The sequence below is a fragment of the Aquirufa echingensis genome (assembly GCF_042714525.1).
In the GTDB taxonomy this organism is placed as follows: Bacteria; Bacteroidota; Bacteroidia; order Cytophagales; family Spirosomataceae; genus Aquirufa; species Aquirufa echingensis.
In genome coordinates this window covers 291,683-309,789 of record NZ_JBBKYA010000004.1, presented here as the reverse complement: position 1 = coordinate 309,789, position 18,107 = coordinate 291,683, and the positions used below count along the sequence as shown (strand labels likewise).

The following is an 18,107-nucleotide window of genomic DNA, read 5'->3' as shown; positions in this document are numbered from 1 at the left end:
AGGTATAAATAATTCAATATGCCTTGCCAATTTTTACATCAAAATGCATTTTCGAGGATAAACGTTCCTTTTTCCTCCATAAATTTATTTTTAACTTGTATCCATGTTACAAAATCTACCCAATCCGCCAAAAGCAAAGCAAGTTCCCAAAGCATTAACAATACATGGCGACGTCCGACAAGATCCCTATTTTTGGCTAAATAACCCCGAAGACCCCGAAGTCATCGATTACCTAAATCAAGAAAATAGCTATACCGAAAACGTACTCAAACCCACAGAAGCGCTTCAAAACGAATTGTTTGAAGAGATGAAATGGCGCATGGTGGCAGATGAACAATCTGTCCCCTACTTCAATGGCAAGGATTGGTTCTACCACCGCTACGAAACGGGCGGCGAGTACCCCATTTATTGTCGGAGGAAAGGCTATTTGGATACTCCTGAAGAAATTATCCTTCATGGTAACCAATTAGGAAAAGAAGAGGCCTATTTCGCCGTAGGTGGTTTGGCATTATCCGATAACGAACAAATTCTTGCTTATGCAACCGATACGGTGAGTCGGCGGAATTACACCGTTTACTTTAAAAACCTTGCGACGGGCGAATTGCTTCCCGACAAAATTGAAAATACGGAAGGTGGTTCTTATGCCTGGTCGGCAGATTCAACGTACTTCTTCTATCTACTTCGCGATCCACAAACTTTATTGGCCTCTAAAGTATTCCGACATAAACTAGGCACACCGAGCAGCGAAGATGTTTTGGTCTATGAAGAAAAGAACGAAGAATGCTACATGGGTTTGAGTAGAAGCAAGTCGAAGGAATATATTTTCTCGGTTTCTAGCCAACAAGGCATTTATTCGGAATACCGGATTTTGAAAACAAATAACCCGACGGGCAATTTCGAAGTTTTTCAACCGGGAGAACGTGGTTTGGAATATTTCATTGAACATCAAGTAGATCGCTTTTTGATTCGAACAAATCATCAGGATTCGACCAACTTTCAGTTGATGGCTTGTCATGTTGATGGCCCTACAGACAAATCGGCATGGAAAACTGTAGTAGCGCATCGCCCTGATGTTTTTCTGGAGGATTTCGATGCGACGACAGAATGGATTGCTTTGGAAGTTAAAACTAATGGGCTTTCACGAATACAATGGATACAAGGGGAATCGAACGAATTCATCCGCATGGATGAGGAGGTGTTCCAGGTCAATATCGGCATCAATGTGGATTACCGCGCTAAAACCCTTCGTTACAATTATACGTCATTGACCTGCCCAAATTCCGTTTTGGAATACGATGGAACGACAAAAAAATCGACTTTATTAAAGGAGGACCGTGTCCTAGGCGGTTTTGAAAAAAACGAATATCATTCCGAGCGATTATGGGCTACCGCCCGCGATGGAATGAAAGTACCTATTTCATTGGTTTACAAAAAAGGCTACCAAAAAGGCCCCTTATTACTCTATGCCTACGGTTCTTATGGATATAGCATGGATCCTTATTTTTCATCGAGTCGTTTATCGCTATTGAATCGGGGTTTTGCCTTTGCCATTGCGCACATTCGCGGCGGGCAAGAAATGGGGAGACACTGGTATGAGGATGGAAAAATGATGCGAAAAATGAATACGTTCACGGATTTCATCGATTGTGGCAATTATTTGGTCAATACAGGAAAAGTAGAAGCGCATCGCTTATTTGCCCAAGGTGGTTCCGCAGGTGGCATGCTTATGGGTGGAATTATCAACATGGCTCCTAGCCTATTTGCTGGCGTCATCGCGGCTGTTCCTTTTGTAGATGTGGTCACGACGATGTTAGACGAAACGATTCCGTTGACAACGGGCGAATGGGAAGAATGGGGGAATCCAAAAAAGGAGGAACATTACCTCTACATGAAATCTTACTCACCTTATGACAATGTGGTGGCGCAGGATTATCCACATCTGTTCGTAACGACGGGCTTACATGATTCTCAAGTACAATATTGGGAACCTGCCAAATGGGTGGCCAAATTGCGAAAAACAAAGACCGACAATCATATCTTGTTACTGGATTGCGACATGTCGGCAGGACACGGTGGCGCCTCCGGTCGTTACAAACGCTTCAAAGATATTGCGAAGGATTATGCTTTTTTAATAGGGATCAATGAGCTGATTTCTGCGCAATAAGCATGCGGTCATTGCCATGAAAGTCTTTGAGCAATTGAATATTTTTAAAACCTTGTGATTCAGCAAGGGCAACATTTTCTGCACCAAATGCCCGGTTGATTTCAAAACAAAGAAATCCTCCGGGTATTAACCGCTGCTGAGCCATCTCGCCAATCACCCGATAGAAAACAAGCGGATCTTCATCCGACACAAATAAGGCCAAATGCGGTTCGTGATCTAAGACATGAGATTCCATGTCGGCCTTTTCAGCCTCCAACACATAGGGCGGATTGGAGACGATAATATCCCATACTTTTGAATCCTTAACCCAATCAAAAACATCTTGATGCTTGACGTCTACTTTTGCACCTAATTGGTCCGCATTTTCTTGCGCTTTGTTAATCGCTTCTATAGCTACATCCCAAGCGCTAACTTCTGCAAGCGGGGCTTCTAAAGCCAACGAAATGGCAATGCATCCGGAACCCGTTCCAATATCTAACACGCGTTTTTTTTCATTTCCTATGAGATTCAAGACCTGTCTAACCAGCTCCTCCGTTTCCGGTCGGGGAATGAGTGTCGCCGCATTCAAGGAAAAGAGTCGGTCGAAAAAATAAGCCTTCCCTGTCACGTATTGTAGGGGTTCCCCGGCAGCGAGTCGGGATAAATCTTCCGCAAAACCAATAGGCTCTTCAACGGCTTTATCCAGCAAAATATCCAAGGTATTGATAGAACAACGCATGTTCAGATAGGCATGGGAAATGGCCCTAGCTTCGTTTGCAGGGTATTTGGAGGCAATAGCTTGCTGAATTTGTTGAGATAATGCGTTTACTGATACAAGGGACATACGTGTTTTTTCGTTATGCTTAGGGCCTTTAGCTTTGCCAAACCTTAAAGGATTGGCAAAGCTACGGAAAGCAAGGCTGTTTGGCAACGTAAAAAAATATCCTATATTTGACTCGTAAAATCCTATTACCTATGAACATAAACAGACGGGACGCCATACAGCGACTCAGCATTTTAATGGGCGGCATGATTTCCGCACCTGCGATGGCTGGGCTCAACGGCCAAAAATCCCATGCTACTTTTGTGCAATTCTCAGCCGCACAAGAATCTTTAGTTGCTGAAATTGCCGATACCATTATCCCAACAACCGATACTCCTGGCGCGAAAGCTGCAGGCGTTGAAAAATTCATCCTGCGTGTCGTTCAAGATTGTTATCCAGAAGCCAGCCAAAAAGCATTTGCTGAAGGCCTAGCTAAATTGGACTCCGATTGCCAAGCACGTTTTGGCAAAGGTTTCATCGAGGCTTCTAGCACGCAACGAAAAGAAGCTTTAACAACTTGTATGTTGGAATCCGATGCGACTCGAAAAAGCAAAAAAGGGCAGCCTACCTTCTTCTTTATGATCAAAGAATTAACGACGACAGGCTATTTCACTTCGGAAATCGGAGCAACAAAAGCATTAGAATACTTGCCTATTCCGGGCAAATTTGACGGCTGTATGCCATTATCACCATCACAAAAAACTTGGGCACTATGAATCTGAACATTGACGCAATTAAATCCATGACTTATGACGCAATCGTTGTAGGATCTGGCGTTTCGGGTGGATATGCTGCCAAAGAACTAACTGAAAAAGGCCTTCGTGTCCTTGTCCTTGAAAAAGGAAAGAAATTTGACCACGTAACAGCCTACGAACCAAGCTACAAAGATCCTTGGGATTTTAAATACAATGGTTTATTGACCAACGAACAAAAGGCTTCACACCCAAAACTTTCCCGAGATTATCCCTACAATGAGATGACCGAAAAATATTGGATGAATGACTCCGACGCACTTTACAAAGAGGTAAAACGCTTCGACTGGTTCCGTCCTGATATCGTGGGTGGTAAATCCATTATGTGGGGCCGACAAACCTATCGTTTATCGGACATCGACTTTGAAGCAAATCTAAAAGATGGTATCGCGGTGGATTGGCCGATTCGTTACAAGGACATCGCGCCTTGGTATTCTTACGTAGAAAAACACGTAGGTATCTCTGGCGAGGCGTTGGGATTACCTCAATTACCGGATTCTGAGTTTTTGAAGCCGATGGACATGTACTGCGTGGAAAAAGAAGTGCGTCAACGCATCGAAAAGAATTTCCCAGGCCGAAACATGACGATTGGTCGGGTGGCCAACTTATCCGAAGCTAAAGAAGCGCAATTGAAAATTGGTCGCTCTGCATGCCAATACCGTAATAAATGCCGCTTAGGATGTCCTTATGGCGCATATTTCAGTACGCAATCTTGTACCTTACCCCCAGCTGCAAAAACAGGATTATTGACCTTGCGTCCAGATTCTGTTGTTTCGGAAATCTTGTTTGATAATGCCAAACAAAAAGCAACGGGTGTCCGTGTTATCGATACAGTGACCAAAGATGTGCGCGAATACTTTGCAAAAATCATCTTTGTTTGCGGTTCTACCGTAGCTACGACAGCCTTATTATTGAACTCGAAATCATCCCGTTTCCAAAATGGATTAGGAAATGATTCAGGTGAATTAGGACATAACTTGATGGATCACCACTTCCGCGTGGGTGCTGCTGGTACTTGGGAAGGCGGTGAAGATAAATACTACATTGGCCGTCGGGCGAATGGAATTTACATCCCACGTTACCGGAACATTGGTAATGACAAACGTGATTATTTACGTGGATTTGGCTACCAAGGAAGTGGCTCGCGTCAAAGCTGGAATCGCGGCGTGAATGACATGAGCTTCGGCGCGGATTACAAAGATGCGATGACAAAACCAGGCCCATGGACAATGAACTTGGGTGGTTTTGGTGAAACATTACCTTACCACGAAAATAAAATGTATTTGGATCCTACTACAAAAGATAAGTGGGGTATTCCAGTCGTTGTGTTTGACGCAGAATTCAAAGAAAATGAAATGAAAATGCGGAAAGACATGATGGAAGATGCCAAAGAGATGTTGGAAAGTGCTGGCCTGAAAAATGTTCGCGCATTCGACAATGGCTCTTACCCAGGTATGGCGATCCACGAAATGGGAACCGCTCGCATGGGACGCGATCCAAAAACATCCGTGTTAAATGGCAACAACCAGTTGCATGGCGTGAAGAACGTATTCGTGACAGATGGAGCTTGTATGACCTCAACCTCTTGCGTGAACCCATCGTTGACCTATATGGCCTTGACGGCTCGAGCGGCCGACTTTGCCGTGAAAGAAAGTAAAAAGAAACACCTGTAATGAAAATGGGCTTCGGCCCATTTTTTTTGAGCTATGAAAAAAATACTTGAAATAATTGGCCTCATGAGTTTGTCGGTCAGCGCCATGGCACAGTACCAGACCATCGGCAAAATCCATCGCTATGATGCAGGCTTGGATGCTTTGCTGGATACAACAACCAAAATCGAAATTGTAGCCCAGGGATTTACTTGGTCGGAAGGCCCGGTTTGGGTGAAAAAAGAAGGCTATTTGCTTTTCACCGATGTGCCTGAAAACACCATACATAAGTGGTCGGAGTCCAAAGGACTCGAAGTATTCCTCAAACCATCTGGCTACACCGGCACAGGCGTTTATTCCGAAGAACCTGGCGCGAATGGCTTGATCATTAATACAAAAGGGAACCTCGTTTCCTGTGAACATGGGGATCGTCGGATTGCGGAAATGCCCTTGCATCATCCGGATCAGAAAAAAACCTTGGCACATACGTACGAAGGAAAGCAATTTAATAGTCCAAACGATTTGGTTCAGAAAAAATCAGGCGATTATTATTTCACAGATCCACCCTACGGATTACCCGGTCGGGGTAAACCAGAACCCGCAAAAGAACTCGATTTTCAAGGGGTATACCGCATCAACACGAAGGGAGAGTTAAGCCTACAAATCAAGGATTTGGGTCGGCCGAATGGCCTCGCCTTCAATCCAGATGAAAGTATCTTGTATGTGGGCACCTCGGAACCTCCTACCTACATCAATGCCTATCCGGTAGACAAGCAAGGTAACTTGGGAGAAGGACGTGTCTTTTTCGATGCGGCCGAATTAGCTAAGCAAGGCATCCGTGGAGGGTATGACGGCATGAAAGTGGATGCGAAAGGGAATGTATGGACAACGGGACCTGGAGGAGTTCTCATCATCAACGCCGAAGGAAAACTATTAGGTAGAATCGCCACAGGAAATCGAAATTCGAATGTGGCCTTTGGAGGAAACGATGGAAAATACTTATTCATCACCTCCGACATGAATCTATTACGCATTAAACTAAAATAGGGGGCTCGTGCCCCCTATTTCTTTTATAATTCCTTGATCTTAATATTTCGATACCAAACGGGATTTCCATGATCTTGCAAAGCAATGCGCCCTTGCATATTCACACCAAAACCTGGCATCGTTTTGAATTTGGAACCAGCGACCATTGCTTTCCAATTCGCATCATCTGTACGCGTCTCCACGACTTTCGATCCGTTTAAATACAATTGCAACAATCCACGGTTATTAACAATCCGTGCCGTGTTCCATTCGCCTACAGGCTTCGTTACATTCACAGACGATTTGATTAAATCATACAAGTCCCCTGAATTATGCTTATTGATTTTGCCATCTGGATGGCCCGCATCGTCAAGCACTTGCATTTCAGGTCCTGTGTTATAGGTACTGTGATATTTTACGGGATCTTCCGTGACATTGAAAATGATACCACTGTTACCGTTTGGAGAGATTTTCCAATCAACTGAAAAATCATAATTCACATATTCCGCGTCGGTGATTAAATCGCCTCCGTCTTTTTTGGCTAAATCAAAACCAATGATGCCATTTTCGATTGTCCAGGATGCCCCTACTTTTCCGGGTTTTCCGTAGGTATGCCAACCGGCAAACGATTTTCCATCAAACAACAATTTAAACCCGTCTTTCTTTTCTTGCTTGGAAAGTGAGTTTAGTCCTTGTCCAAATGCCATCAAACCTAATGCCATGCAAGCGCAAATCAATATCAATTTTTTCATGTGGATAAATAAGTTTAAGAATTACAATACTAAAAAAAGAATTCAATACTTGTATCCCGCCCGCATGAAATTCCGCCTGAAGCTGCAAATTAATTTGTAAATTGCACGCTTATTCAACATACGCATGAAAACCAAAGTAAGCCCCAAGCCATCCATTAACATCGTTACACTCGGTTGTTCCAAAAACCTAGTGGACTCCGAAGTCCTTTTTACCCAATTAAAAGGTAACGGTTTGGAAGTAAAGCATGAGGCAAAAAAAGACACGGCAAACATTGTTGTGGTAAACACATGCGGGTTTATTGACAATGCCAAACAAGAATCCATCGATACCATTTTGCGTTATGCAGATGCCAAAGAGGCAGGTAAGATTGATAAATTATATGTAACAGGTTGCCTTTCGCACCGCTACAAAGACGATTTAGAGAAAGAAATTCCAATGGTCGATTCGTTCTTTGGAACCAATGAATTACCTCGCTTGCTAAAAGCACTGAAGGCCGACTACAAGCATGAACTTGTAGGTGAGCGATTATTGACAACGCCAGCACATTATGCCTATTTAAAGATTGCGGAAGGTTGCGACCGACCATGCAGTTTCTGTGCGATTCCTTTGATGCGTGGCGGACACGTTTCACGTCCGATGGAGGAATTAGTCAAAGAGGCTAGCTCATTAGCGAAGAAAGGAACCAAAGAATTGATTTTAATCGCCCAAGATTTAACCTTTTACGGTTTGGATTTGAAGGGGGAAGGGAAATCAGGCCGACAACTTAAAGAACTTTTAGAGCGCCTATCTGATGTTCAAGGCATCGAATGGATCCGTTTGCAATACGCTTATCCTGCAGGTTTCCCAATGGAAATTTTGCAAACTATGGCTGAGCGCGATAATATTTGCAAGTATTTGGACATGCCGCTTCAAAGTGGATCTGATGCGATGTTGAAGCACATGCGCCGCGGAATCACCCGTGAAAAAACGGAACAATTAATTACCGACATTCGCGAAAAAGTACCAGGCATAGCCTTGAGAACGACGTTAATTTCGGGTTACCCGGGCGAAACAGATGCCGATTTTGAAGAAACCTATTCGTTCGTAGAACGTATGCGTTTTGACCGATTGGGGATCTTTAATTATTCACACGAGGAAAATACGCATGCCTATTTAGTGCAAGACGATGTTCCTGAAGAGGTGAAGCAAGAGCGTTCGGATGAGATTATGGCACTCCAACAAGGTATTTCGGAAGAATTAAATCAAGCGAAAATTGGCCAAACATTCAAGGTTATGGTGGATCGCAAGGAAAGCGGATTCTTTGTGGGACGTACGGAACATGATTCCCCAGAGGTGGATAATGAAGTCTTAATTCCTGCTGAGCAATTTGCCCGTCAGGGAGATTTTGTTCAAGTGAAAATTAATAAGGCTGAGGAATTCGATTTATACGGCGATATCGTTTCTTAATAACGAGGAATCGAATCATCCACTTCGCGCGACCAGGCATCGATGCCCCCCGCTAAATTGATTAGGTTTTCAAAACCCAGACTATGTAGGTGCTTAATGACAAACATCGAGCGCATGCCGTGGTGACAAACGACCAATCCCGGCACATCCTTCGGGATTAAATCCAATTGTAACTGGTTCATCGACATGCAGATGGATCCTGCAATTTGCGCCTCCTCCCATTCGAAAGGCTCTCGCACATCGAGCACAAACTGAATATTGCCCTTATTGATGGAATCTGCGGCATCAACAGGCTCCATCTCTACAGGAACCCATTCTTTCACAGGAAATATTCGTTCCTCCGCATCCGCCGAACGATCCATCCGAAACTGATGCATGCGCATAGATCGCACATCCCAGCGCAACAAATGATTTTGGGCAGGAGAAGACATTCCTGATAAATAAAATATTGCTTCTTTGGCCTGCATCAATCCCATCATGCCTGGCAAGAAACCTAACACACCCGCTTCATCACAAGTGGGTATTTCCCCCGCCGACGGTTCATCTGGAAATAAACAACGGTAAGTAGGTCCTGTTCCATGGGCATTGCAAACGGCCAATTGGCCTTCCCAAGTATGAATTGCCGCATAAACAAAGGCCTTACCAAATTTGACACAGGCATCATTGATCAAGTATCTCGTGTCAAAGTTATCAGTACAATCAACCACTAAATCAGCCGATTGAACAAGGTGGTAATTCGCCATCGAAAATTTCTCCGACATCGCATCAACCTGCACGTGCGGATTCAATGCCTCCACATAATCTTTGGCCATCAGAACTTTCGACTGACCTACTTGATCATTGCGGTAAATGGTTTGTCGGCCTAAATTGCTCAAATCCACCACATCATGATCGATGAGTGTCAAATGCCCTACCCCCGCAGCCGCTAGGTAAGGAATGACGCTAACGCCCAAGCCACCGGCGCCAACAATAAGTACATGAGCCCGCGAAAGGCATTCTTGCATTTCGAGCGTCCATTCAGGAATGGCCAATTGCTTTTGATATCGGGTAAATTCAGTTGAGCTTAACATGGGCAAATAAAAAAAGCCTCCTTGGTTTCAAGGAGGCTAATTTCGGTAAAAATCTTGATATAATTAGATCGACAATGTACCCTTACGAGCAGATGCGATTAATGTTTTCTCGAAACCGTTTTTGTTGATCGTACGGATTGCTTTCGCAGATACTTTCATGCGAACCCAAACACCTTCAGACTCTAAGAAAAATTTCTTTGTCTGCAAGTTCGGATAAAACTTACGTTTTGTCTTATTGTTCGCGTGTGACACGTTGTTACCTACACGAGTTCTCTTTCCAGTTAATTGACAAACCTTTGCCATAATATGTTGTTTTTAAAATTGAATGCGATTCTAAAATGGTTTCCCTCAAAGGGATTGCAAAAGTAGGAAATATTTTGAAATATCCCAAAGGTCTTTACAAAATTTATAAAATGCCTTGGATTGTGTATCTTTGAGTCATGGCAAAGCGAAAAACCGACGAATCCGTTAGCAAGAAAATCATCTCTTCCTTGATTTGGTTAGGAACCTTGCCTTTGTGCCTTTATACGCTACTGACCTATTTATTAAGCTATTCCCTAGTCATTGACCACTGGCTTGCAGGCTTCATCATGATGACCTTGCCTTATGCCCAAGTGCTCTGTTTTATTTCCTTGATTTATTGGATGTTTCGTCGGGCCAAAAGAGCACTATTACCCCTCGTTGTCCTTGCTCTCGGATATGGATTTATTCCCCGTAGTATCGTTTGGAATACACCAAATCCCACTGCCAAAAAAGATCTTCGCGTCTTGAGTTATAATGTGTATGGGATGTATTCCAATAATTACAGCGGAAACGAGGAGAAGGTAAAGGCTTTAAAAAGTTTCATGCTGGACTACCAAGCGGACGTGAAATGTTTTCAGGAGTTTTATTCGCATGCGGATCGCAAGGCTTATCGCAGCATCAATATGATGAAGGAATCGTATCCGAATTATGCTTTTACCCCTTTGAAGGAAGATTTTTTTGAGGCCAAAGAAAAAATGGGTTTGGCGATTTTCTCGAAATATCCCATCATTCATCAATCAGGCAAGCAATTTGGGAATTCGGCCAATGGCTATTTGTATGCAGATATTGTAGCCAAAGAAGATACGTTTCGCATCATCAATGTGCAATTGTGGTCGATGGGAATCCGCGTAGGACGCGTAACAGGAAAAATACGCGATCAAGATTATGAAGATGCGAAGAAAGAAGGCCGTGGCATCATGAATTCGTTACGAAAAGGATTTATTCATCACAAAGATGAAATGTCGCAGATTAATCGGCTTATTCAGGAAAGCATGTATCCCGTGATTGTCGTGGGAGACTTGAATGAAACTCCCTATGGATGGGCCTATGGAACCCTACGCGAGCGATTGAAAAATTCATTCGAAGAGGCAGGCCGTGGATTTGGATTTACTTTGAATCGAAGCCCCTATTTGGTACGCATCGATAATCAATTTTATTCGAAAGACTTTACGGTAAAACAATTTGTTACGCTACGCAACATCAACTATTCCGATCACTTTCCTATTGCGGCCGATTATGAGCTAAAATAATGCACGGAGTGTGAAAGAGATCATGTGAAAATTTTGACCTCTTTTTATAACCATTTCCATCTTTTTACCCTCCTTTTTACGCAGCATCCGATAGATATCACCCAATCGATATTCACTCGCACGCATTCCATTGATAAACCACAATTCATCGCCCACCTGAATCCCAGCCTCCTCGGCCGGAGAGTTCGCTTGAATGGTTTCGACAATAAATTGCTGATATGTTGAACCCTGCGCACGAAAACTCAATCCCGACATCCCCAAATCAAACTGCCTCTTCCATTGTCGGGCGATCGGCTTCAAAACCACATATTGATCCAGATAATGAAAGGTGATAATGAAGCGACGCAAGAATTCTCCGCCCAAACTCCCATGCAAATCAGCGGACTTTATTTTTTGCTGCGTTGATTGCGCAAAGGTAAATGCCGCGGGGACTTGCTTCCAAGTCCAGGATCCCAAGATCAATTGTGGCACACGTCCCCAATTACCTAAGATGGCTCCGTTAAGCCCCTTCCCCAAATAAACCCGCTTCGCTGAAAAATGAAACATACTCGAATCCACGGCATTCCCATCTAAGAACAGGACATGCCCAGCCCCAGAATCCAATAATAATCGATTGGCCAACGGACTATGTTGATCACTGGTAATTTGGGCCGCGCGTATATAAGGCTTATTGTCGACCATTTCCAAAGGAAAACGAGCTCCTTTTCGTTTGGAATAACGATATTGTTTAGCTCTTCTGAGAATAAGTCGCTGGCGCGCATAATCAATGGTCACGACCGCATTGGCAAATAATTCATAGCCCAAAACGCCTTGAATTTTTGTTCCCACATAATCCGACAAATTCAGTTGATCGCTGGAGACATAAATCAGATTTTGATGAGATGCGGATGCATGACCTACCTGAAGCTTTACATCGATGAGCACCTGAGCCTCGATGGGCTTTTCTTCGCCCAAACCCAACAGGTCAATCTTTCGAATGGATTTTAGTCCGAGGTTGCGGAAGGCAAGACTATCGGTCAACAAGGTGGTCCCAAGGCCTGTGTCAACCAAAAAACGCAGGGTATCCGAGGCATTTAATTTAATCGGGATGACAACAAGGTTCGCATGAAGTTCAAAAGGAATTTCAACCCGTTTTTGCTTTGTGGACCAATGGAAACCGAGCCCATATTCCTGTAAGGAATCGAGCTTGAACTGGTTTCCTTTCGAGGAAAACAACAGCAAGGCAAAAAAGCAAGAAATAAGGCTTGTTCGCATGATGACACAATCTACTCAGGTAAAACGAAAAAATCGTCTATTTTTGTCTTTGCTATGAAGAAAAAATCAAGTAATCAATTGTGGAAGGTGCTGGGCACGAGTTTCGGGGTGGCAGTGACACTCGGCGGAACGGTGGGAACAGGGATTCTTCGTAAGCCCGGCCCTATTGCTGAGCTATTACACAACCCTTCGTTGATTATTGGATTATGGCTTCTTGTTGCTGTTTATGCCCTTTTAGGTGTAAGCTGCGTACTTGAATTAAGTCTTTCCATCCCAAAAGCCGGCGCCTGGTATGGCTATGCCGAACGGGCATTTGGACGCTATATAGGTTTTTTAGTGGGCCTAAGTTCCTGGCTCGGGACTGTTACCGCCTTAGGTTTTGGGTCCTATACCTGTAGTGAATACCTCGCCATTCTTTTTCCTAGCTTACAAGAATACGTATTATATTGTGCCATTTCCATCTTACTTATCTTATGGTTTTTTCACCAAATGGGCGTCGTCCTTGCGGGAAAATCACAAGAATGGCTGAGTGGGATAAAGGCTATGGCCTTAATTGGATTTATCATTATTTGTTTCTTGCATGGGGATGGTGGTACCTGGCACGCTAGCCCTGCAGCTCCGAGCGGTTTACCCTTATGGTCAGGTATTCTGACTGCTTTACTTTCCATTTTCTATGCATTTGACGGTTGGCATACCGCCGCATATTTCACAGAAGAAAATAAAGATCCCGTGAAAAGCATGCCCAAATCCATGTTTATCGGGGTAATCGTGGTTGCGGTCATTTACATACTCATCAACATCGGCATCTTGAATACGCTATCTTGGGCGGAATTAAGTCAAAGCAAACTAGCTGCCGCTGATGCGATGCAAAAGATTCTTGGGGCCCAAACAGGTCGCTGGGTCACAACATTTTTGATGCTAAGTATCTTAGGAATCCTGAATACACAAGTCATGTTTGCTCCTCGGGTTATCTTTTCGATGAGTCGGGATGGATTATTTTTTGCAGGCGCTGGCAAGGTGAATGCCCAAGGTAGTCCGACGGTTGCGACACACATGACGGTGGGTTTGGCATGTTTATTTTTGGTAAGCAGCCAGTCGATCAGCGACCGCTTATCCGACATCGCCACCTTCTTTTTTGTGGCAAGTTATTTAGCGGGCTTTGCTTCCTTGTTGCGCTTGAGAAAAACAGAACCTGAATTGCATCGTCCCTATCAGGTTTGGGCTTATCCCTATTTACCTCTGCTGCTTGTGTTTATTTCGAGCTTATTTTTGGCCGGAACGCTGATTCAAAATACGTCGAGCATTCCATTTGTGATTGGATTTATGGGTATCAGCTACCTCGTGTACCGCTTTGGCTTATCGAAGCGCGTTTAGAATCCACAAAATGTTCATTCGCGTATTTACATTTCCGTGGTTCGCCAGATTTGTCATAATTGAAAATACATATAATTTGCCTTTCGCATCCCGATAAAATCCGGATAAATTATAGGTATTTCCAAAGGAGCCCGACTTCGCATAAAAGCGTGAGCGCGTATCATCCAGCACCATCCTACGAATGGTACCTGTGGAACCTGATTCCGGCAAAAGTTTAAAAAGGCGCTCCTCGGCCACTTCCTCCTTCAATTTCGATAATATATGGACTAAATCTTTAGGGCGCATCAAATTATAGCGAGAAAGTCCTGAACCATCTACCCATTTTATGGGCTTCAACAAGGAATCCTCTTTTGTTAATTTTTCAATAATCTTATTGGTGGGCCCCACCCAATTTTTTTGTGCGGCGATCAGGTACAACATTTGCTCCGCAATTTGATTATCACTGTCATGCAACATCGGAACGAAAAGGCTGTCCACCTTACCTGCATAGGCTAAACGTGATCTCTCATCGAATTTCTTTGGCTGAAGATAAATAGGCTTATTTATTTCATAGCTGAGTAAATCTGCTGTTTGACGAGCAGAAGTAATAAAAGGCATCACTTCAATAAAATCATTTTTAATGCTAGGTACTTCAAACTGATTGGCATGATAGGCACGTTTTGCAAATAAACTCTTTCCAAGACTAACATTTGAGGCAAAATAAGCAGGCGAAACCGTCTTCACCCCTGATTTTTGGGTAATCCGCACTTGATTATTGTACATGGGGATGGAAGAAATTTCGGCGGAATAATCATCCGAATAATCATCCCAGGCCCATCCGCTTCCGAGTGGACGGACATGCTCATCCGAATCCGCTAAAACCAATACTTTATTGGAAGCTTCGAGTTTTTTCAACAGGGCATCGCCATGAATATTAGGGTGCAATAAACTCGGATCTCCAGTCCCCCAGAAATACAATGTATCCGCAGTTTCCAAATATCGATACGATGGAATTGAATCCTTTAAAACCCGATTAGCCTGTAGAAACGTAAGCAATTTGGCATTTGATGCGGGCATGAAATACTGATCAGCATGGTGCTGAAAAACGACCTTTCCGCTCTCCAACTCCTGAATTAAAATCCCAGAGGCTTGTTCATCTAGATGTCCTAATTTAAAAGCTTTCTTGATTCGAGAACTTGTACATGATGTGGCGATGATGCCAACCAACGAAAGGTATGCCAGTAGTTTCATAGCTTAAAGGTAAAAAAAATCTGTATTTTCGTGCTCAAATAGTAAGAATGCTTGTAGGTTTTGTCATCTTTTATTTAGCCTTAAACTTGCTAGTCGGCTGGTTTGCGAGCACCAAAGTGCGCACCACGACCGACTTCGTATTAGCAGGTCGGACTTTGTCATTTGGTTTGGCCACAATGGTAACGTTTGCTACCTGGTTTGGATCAGAAAGTTTATTGGGCGCGCCACGTGAATTTGTTCGAGGTGGACTGTATGCTGTGATTGAAGAACCTTTCGGCGCCGCATTAGGCTTATTCATTGTGGGTGCAATTTATGCCCGAAAACTATATCCACTCCCCGTTTTAACATTTAGTGATTTCTTTCGAATTCGATTTGGGGCTCTGTCGGAAAAAATATCTGCATTAGTCATGATCCCCTCCTATTTTGGGTGGATATCTGCTCAGCTCGTTGCCTTGGGCCTTACTTTACATCTTTTGCTTCCCATCAGTACGGAAATAGGCATTGTAATCGGGGCATTATTAGTCATGACCTATACGCTCATGGGCGGGATGTGGTCGATTTCCATCACCGACTTCCTGCATAACATCATCTTGATTGTGGGCTTGTTAATTTTGGCCTATTTATTAATGGATAAAATTCCTGATTTGGGGGTATTTATTGACCAACAGCCCAAAGGATTTTTCCGGTTTACGCCGCTTAGCTCCGATCCCGTTGAATGGTTGAAATACCTGGGTGCTTGGATGGTGATCGGACTCGGAAGTATTCCACAGCAGGATATTTTCCAACGGGTCATGTCGGCCAAAAGTAGCCCCATTGCCGCCAAAGCGAGCATCGCCGCAGGAACCATGTATCTAAGCATTGCGATGCTGCCCTTATTGATTGGATTAATTGGTGTCCGATTATACCCGAGTCTATTGGCCGACGACACGCTATTAATCCCCCATTTGGTTATGCGTTTTATGCCCTATGGGATTCAAATCTTGTTTTTAGGCGCCTTGCTTTCAGCCTTATTGAGTACGACGAGTGGGGCGATTTTAGCCCCGGCATCTGTATTAGGGGAGAATTTATTGAAACCGATGATGAAGCATCCTTCCGACAAAAAAGTATTGGGTATCATCCGCCTTTCGGTGGTGTTAGTGACAACAGCCTGTATTTGGATGGCCGTCAGTCGGCAGAATATTTTTGAACTCGTGGGAGAGGCGTCTGCATTTAGTTTGGTTTCCTTATTTATTCCGCTGAATTCGGGATTGTGGTGGAAAAAGGCCAGCGCGATGGGCAGTCACCTGAGTATGATTTTGGGACTATTGGTGTGGGCTTATTTTCACTTCATGCATCCTACGGAAATACCCGCCATTTGGTTTGGACTCTTAGCAAGTATGTTCGGATTGTTGGTAGGTACTTATGGATTTCCTATGCCAACCAAGGTTGCTGAATAGTTCCGATGTATTTTCCTTTTTGTTGGGTCAAAATTAGATCCAACAAATTCTCGCCCACATTGGGATACATGATTACTTGTGCGATTTGCTCAATGGGCATCCATAAAACCTCCATGGCACTCGTTTCAGCCGCTTGCAATTCCGGAATACCCGCAAGTAATTCGCCTTCAAAAAGAATATGCAACACATCATCACGTTGCTCGCTTCCGCTAACTTGGCCCATAAGCAGCATATCGCCAACCTCTACATCGATGCCTAATTCTTCCATGCACTCGCGGGCGATCGTTTCACTCAGTAATTCGCTGGGATCTGGATTTCCACCTGGAAGGTTATAGATAAATTGTTCCCCGTACTGATATTTCATCAGGAGTAAATGATTGTTCTCAATTAAGACTAGGGCCGGTCTGCAACGCATAAATTAGGGTAATACATCTTTAAATTAACATTATTTTTCGAATTGTCCTACCTTTGCAATGCTAAAACCTGCCAAATGACCGTTCAAGACGTTTGCAATTCCATGGAAACATGGGCGCCATTAAGTTGGCAAGAATCCTATGACAACGCCGGACTGCTCTGCGGAAGTCGATCACAAGCTGTATCCGGTGTACTCATAAGCTTGGATTGTACGGAAGCCATCGTTCAAGAAGCGATTGCGAAAGGCTGCAACATGATTGTGGCCCACCATCCCATCGTGTTTAAAGGATTAAAATCCTTGACTGGCAAAGATTATGTGGAGCGCACGATGATTTTGGCCATCAAAAACGATGTGGCGATCTATGCAAGTCATACCAATTTAGATCATGCGCCGAAGGGAGTTAGTTACCAATTAGCCCAAACTCTAGGCTTGGTCAATGGACAAGTATTACGCCCATTTAAGCAAGCCTTAAAGCAATTAACCTACTTCGTCCCTAGCGATGCCGCTGAAATGACTCGGACAGCTTTACATGCAGCCGGAGCGGGCAACATTGGTAATTATTCCGACTGCAGTTTTAGTCAAACAGGGATTGGCCGATTTACACCGAATGAAGCTGCGAATCCAACGATTGGGGAAAATAATCAAGCGGAGGCAGTCAAAGAAGATCAGGTACAAATGATTTTTCCGTCACATTTGGAAAACAGTATTTTTCAAGCGTTGAAATCCGCGCATCCCTATGAAGAAGTGGCCTATTTTATTCAAGCCCTAGATAACACTTGGGATGAAGTGGGATCTGGCTATATCGCTGAATTACCTACCGAGATGGACTCAGTTGCGTTCAGTGCTTATTTGAAAGGGCAATTGGGGTTAAAGCATTTCCGACATACAGCCTGGCTGGGCAAATCCATTAAACGCATCGCACTATGCGGAGGCGCGGGAAGTTTTTTACTCAAGGACGCAATTAAAGCAGGCGCAGATGTATTTATCAGTGGGGATTTCAAATATCATGAATTCTTTGATGCGGAAAATCATTGCACCATTTGCGATATAGGCCATTATGAATCTGAAGTCATGATAAAGGATGCAATCCATGCTTATTTATCAAATAATTTTAGTACTTTTGCCGTTCTGAAAAGTATGACCAACAGCAATCCTGTGAGTTATGCTTAATTTTAGAGCGAAT

General features: G+C 43.7%; 16 protein-coding genes. 9 read left to right on the top strand and 7 right to left on the bottom strand.

The genetic code is table 11. From position 1 onward, the window contains the following. Window positions 1-103 precede the first annotated feature (103 nt). Entirely contained in the window at window positions 104-2,164 is a 2,061-nt protein-coding gene (locus SKC38_RS09315) for a S9 family peptidase (RefSeq protein WP_377976866.1), read from the top strand. On the opposite strand, the gene prmC is transcribed toward SKC38_RS09315, so the two are convergent. After that, window positions 2,139-2,987 (bottom strand): peptide chain release factor N(5)-glutamine methyltransferase, encoded by an 849-nt coding sequence (gene prmC / locus SKC38_RS09310; RefSeq protein ID WP_377976865.1) that lies wholly within the window; start codon window positions 2,985-2,987, stop codon window positions 2,139-2,141. The genes SKC38_RS09315 and prmC overlap by 26 nt on opposite strands. 131 nt (window positions 2,988-3,118) lie before the next feature. Between prmC and SKC38_RS09305 the strand changes: the two genes are divergently transcribed. From SKC38_RS09305 to SKC38_RS09295, 3 genes are read left to right on the top strand one after another with little or no spacing between them, the layout of a single operon-like run. Further along, the gene (locus SKC38_RS09305) at window positions 3,119-3,682 is read left to right on the top strand and encodes a gluconate 2-dehydrogenase subunit 3 family protein (RefSeq protein ID WP_377976864.1); all 564 of its coding nucleotides are present in this window, start codon (window positions 3,119-3,121) and stop codon (window positions 3,680-3,682) included. Further along, window positions 3,679-5,391, top strand: a complete 1,713-nt coding sequence (locus tag SKC38_RS09300) for a GMC oxidoreductase (protein WP_377976863.1) — start codon at window positions 3,679-3,681, stop codon at window positions 5,389-5,391. Before SKC38_RS09305 ends, SKC38_RS09300 begins: the two co-directional genes overlap by 4 nt. Window positions 5,392-5,424: 33 nt before the next feature. After that, window positions 5,425-6,414 (top strand): SMP-30/gluconolactonase/LRE family protein, encoded by a 990-nt coding sequence (locus tag SKC38_RS09295; RefSeq protein ID WP_377976862.1) that lies wholly within the window; start codon window positions 5,425-5,427, stop codon window positions 6,412-6,414. A 23-nt stretch (window positions 6,415-6,437) separates the two neighbouring features. Here SKC38_RS09295 and SKC38_RS09290 read toward each other — a convergent pair whose 3' ends face one another. Next, window positions 6,438-7,145: a 3-keto-disaccharide hydrolase gene (locus SKC38_RS09290; RefSeq protein WP_377976861.1), complete on the bottom strand. Its 708-nt coding sequence runs from the start codon at window positions 7,143-7,145 to the stop codon at window positions 6,438-6,440. A 124-nt stretch (window positions 7,146-7,269) separates the two neighbouring features. Between SKC38_RS09290 and rimO the strand changes: the two genes are divergently transcribed. Next, a complete protein-coding gene (gene rimO, locus SKC38_RS09285; protein WP_377976860.1) occupies window positions 7,270-8,592 on the top strand; it encodes a 30S ribosomal protein S12 methylthiotransferase RimO in 1,323 nt (440 codons plus the stop codon). Here the strand turns inward: rimO and SKC38_RS09280 are convergent. Further along, complete coding sequence (locus SKC38_RS09280; RefSeq protein ID WP_377976859.1) at window positions 8,589-9,662, bottom strand: ThiF family adenylyltransferase; 1,074 nt, start codon at window positions 9,660-9,662, stop codon at window positions 8,589-8,591. The two genes, rimO and SKC38_RS09280, sit on opposite strands and share 4 nt — an antisense overlap. 63 nt (window positions 9,663-9,725) lie before the next feature. Then, entirely contained in the window at window positions 9,726-9,965 is a 240-nt protein-coding gene (gene rpmB, locus SKC38_RS09275; RefSeq protein WP_316070688.1) for a 50S ribosomal protein L28, read from the bottom strand. A 137-nt stretch (window positions 9,966-10,102) separates the two neighbouring features. Between rpmB and SKC38_RS09270 the strand changes: the two genes are divergently transcribed. Beyond that, window positions 10,103-11,215, top strand: coding sequence for an endonuclease/exonuclease/phosphatase family protein (locus SKC38_RS09270; protein ID WP_377976858.1), 1,113 nt, complete (start codon window positions 10,103-10,105; stop codon window positions 11,213-11,215). Here the strand turns inward: SKC38_RS09270 and SKC38_RS09265 are convergent. Further along, window positions 11,207-12,469: a pepsin/retropepsin-like aspartic protease family protein gene (locus SKC38_RS09265; RefSeq protein ID WP_377976857.1), complete on the bottom strand. Its 1,263-nt coding sequence runs from the start codon at window positions 12,467-12,469 to the stop codon at window positions 11,207-11,209. The two genes, SKC38_RS09270 and SKC38_RS09265, sit on opposite strands and share 9 nt — an antisense overlap. 54 nt (window positions 12,470-12,523) lie before the next feature. Here SKC38_RS09265 and SKC38_RS09260 point away from each other — a divergent pair, with 54 nt between their 5' ends. Then, complete coding sequence (locus SKC38_RS09260) at window positions 12,524-13,843, top strand: APC family permease (protein WP_377976856.1); 1,320 nt, start codon at window positions 12,524-12,526, stop codon at window positions 13,841-13,843. On the opposite strand, the gene SKC38_RS09255 is transcribed toward SKC38_RS09260, so the two are convergent. After that, window positions 13,826-15,073: a D-alanyl-D-alanine carboxypeptidase gene (locus SKC38_RS09255; RefSeq protein WP_377976855.1), complete on the bottom strand. Its 1,248-nt coding sequence runs from the start codon at window positions 15,071-15,073 to the stop codon at window positions 13,826-13,828. The genes SKC38_RS09260 and SKC38_RS09255 overlap by 18 nt on opposite strands. Window positions 15,074-15,120: 47 nt before the next feature. Here SKC38_RS09255 and SKC38_RS09250 point away from each other — a divergent pair, with 47 nt between their 5' ends. Next, window positions 15,121-16,509, top strand: a complete 1,389-nt coding sequence (locus SKC38_RS09250) for a high affinity choline transporter 1 (RefSeq protein ID WP_377976854.1) — start codon at window positions 15,121-15,123, stop codon at window positions 16,507-16,509. Here the strand turns inward: SKC38_RS09250 and SKC38_RS09245 are convergent. Then, window positions 16,484-16,924 carry an NUDIX domain-containing protein gene (locus tag SKC38_RS09245; protein ID WP_377976853.1) on the bottom strand — a complete coding sequence of 147 codons (441 nt, stop codon included), beginning with the start codon at window positions 16,922-16,924 and terminating at the stop codon, window positions 16,484-16,486. The two genes, SKC38_RS09250 and SKC38_RS09245, sit on opposite strands and share 26 nt — an antisense overlap. 75 nt (window positions 16,925-16,999) lie before the next feature. Between SKC38_RS09245 and SKC38_RS09240 the strand changes: the two genes are divergently transcribed. Then, a complete protein-coding gene (locus tag SKC38_RS09240) occupies window positions 17,000-18,094 on the top strand; it encodes a Nif3-like dinuclear metal center hexameric protein (RefSeq protein ID WP_377976852.1) in 1,095 nt (364 codons plus the stop codon). The last annotated feature ends 13 nt before the right edge of the window (window positions 18,095-18,107 follow it).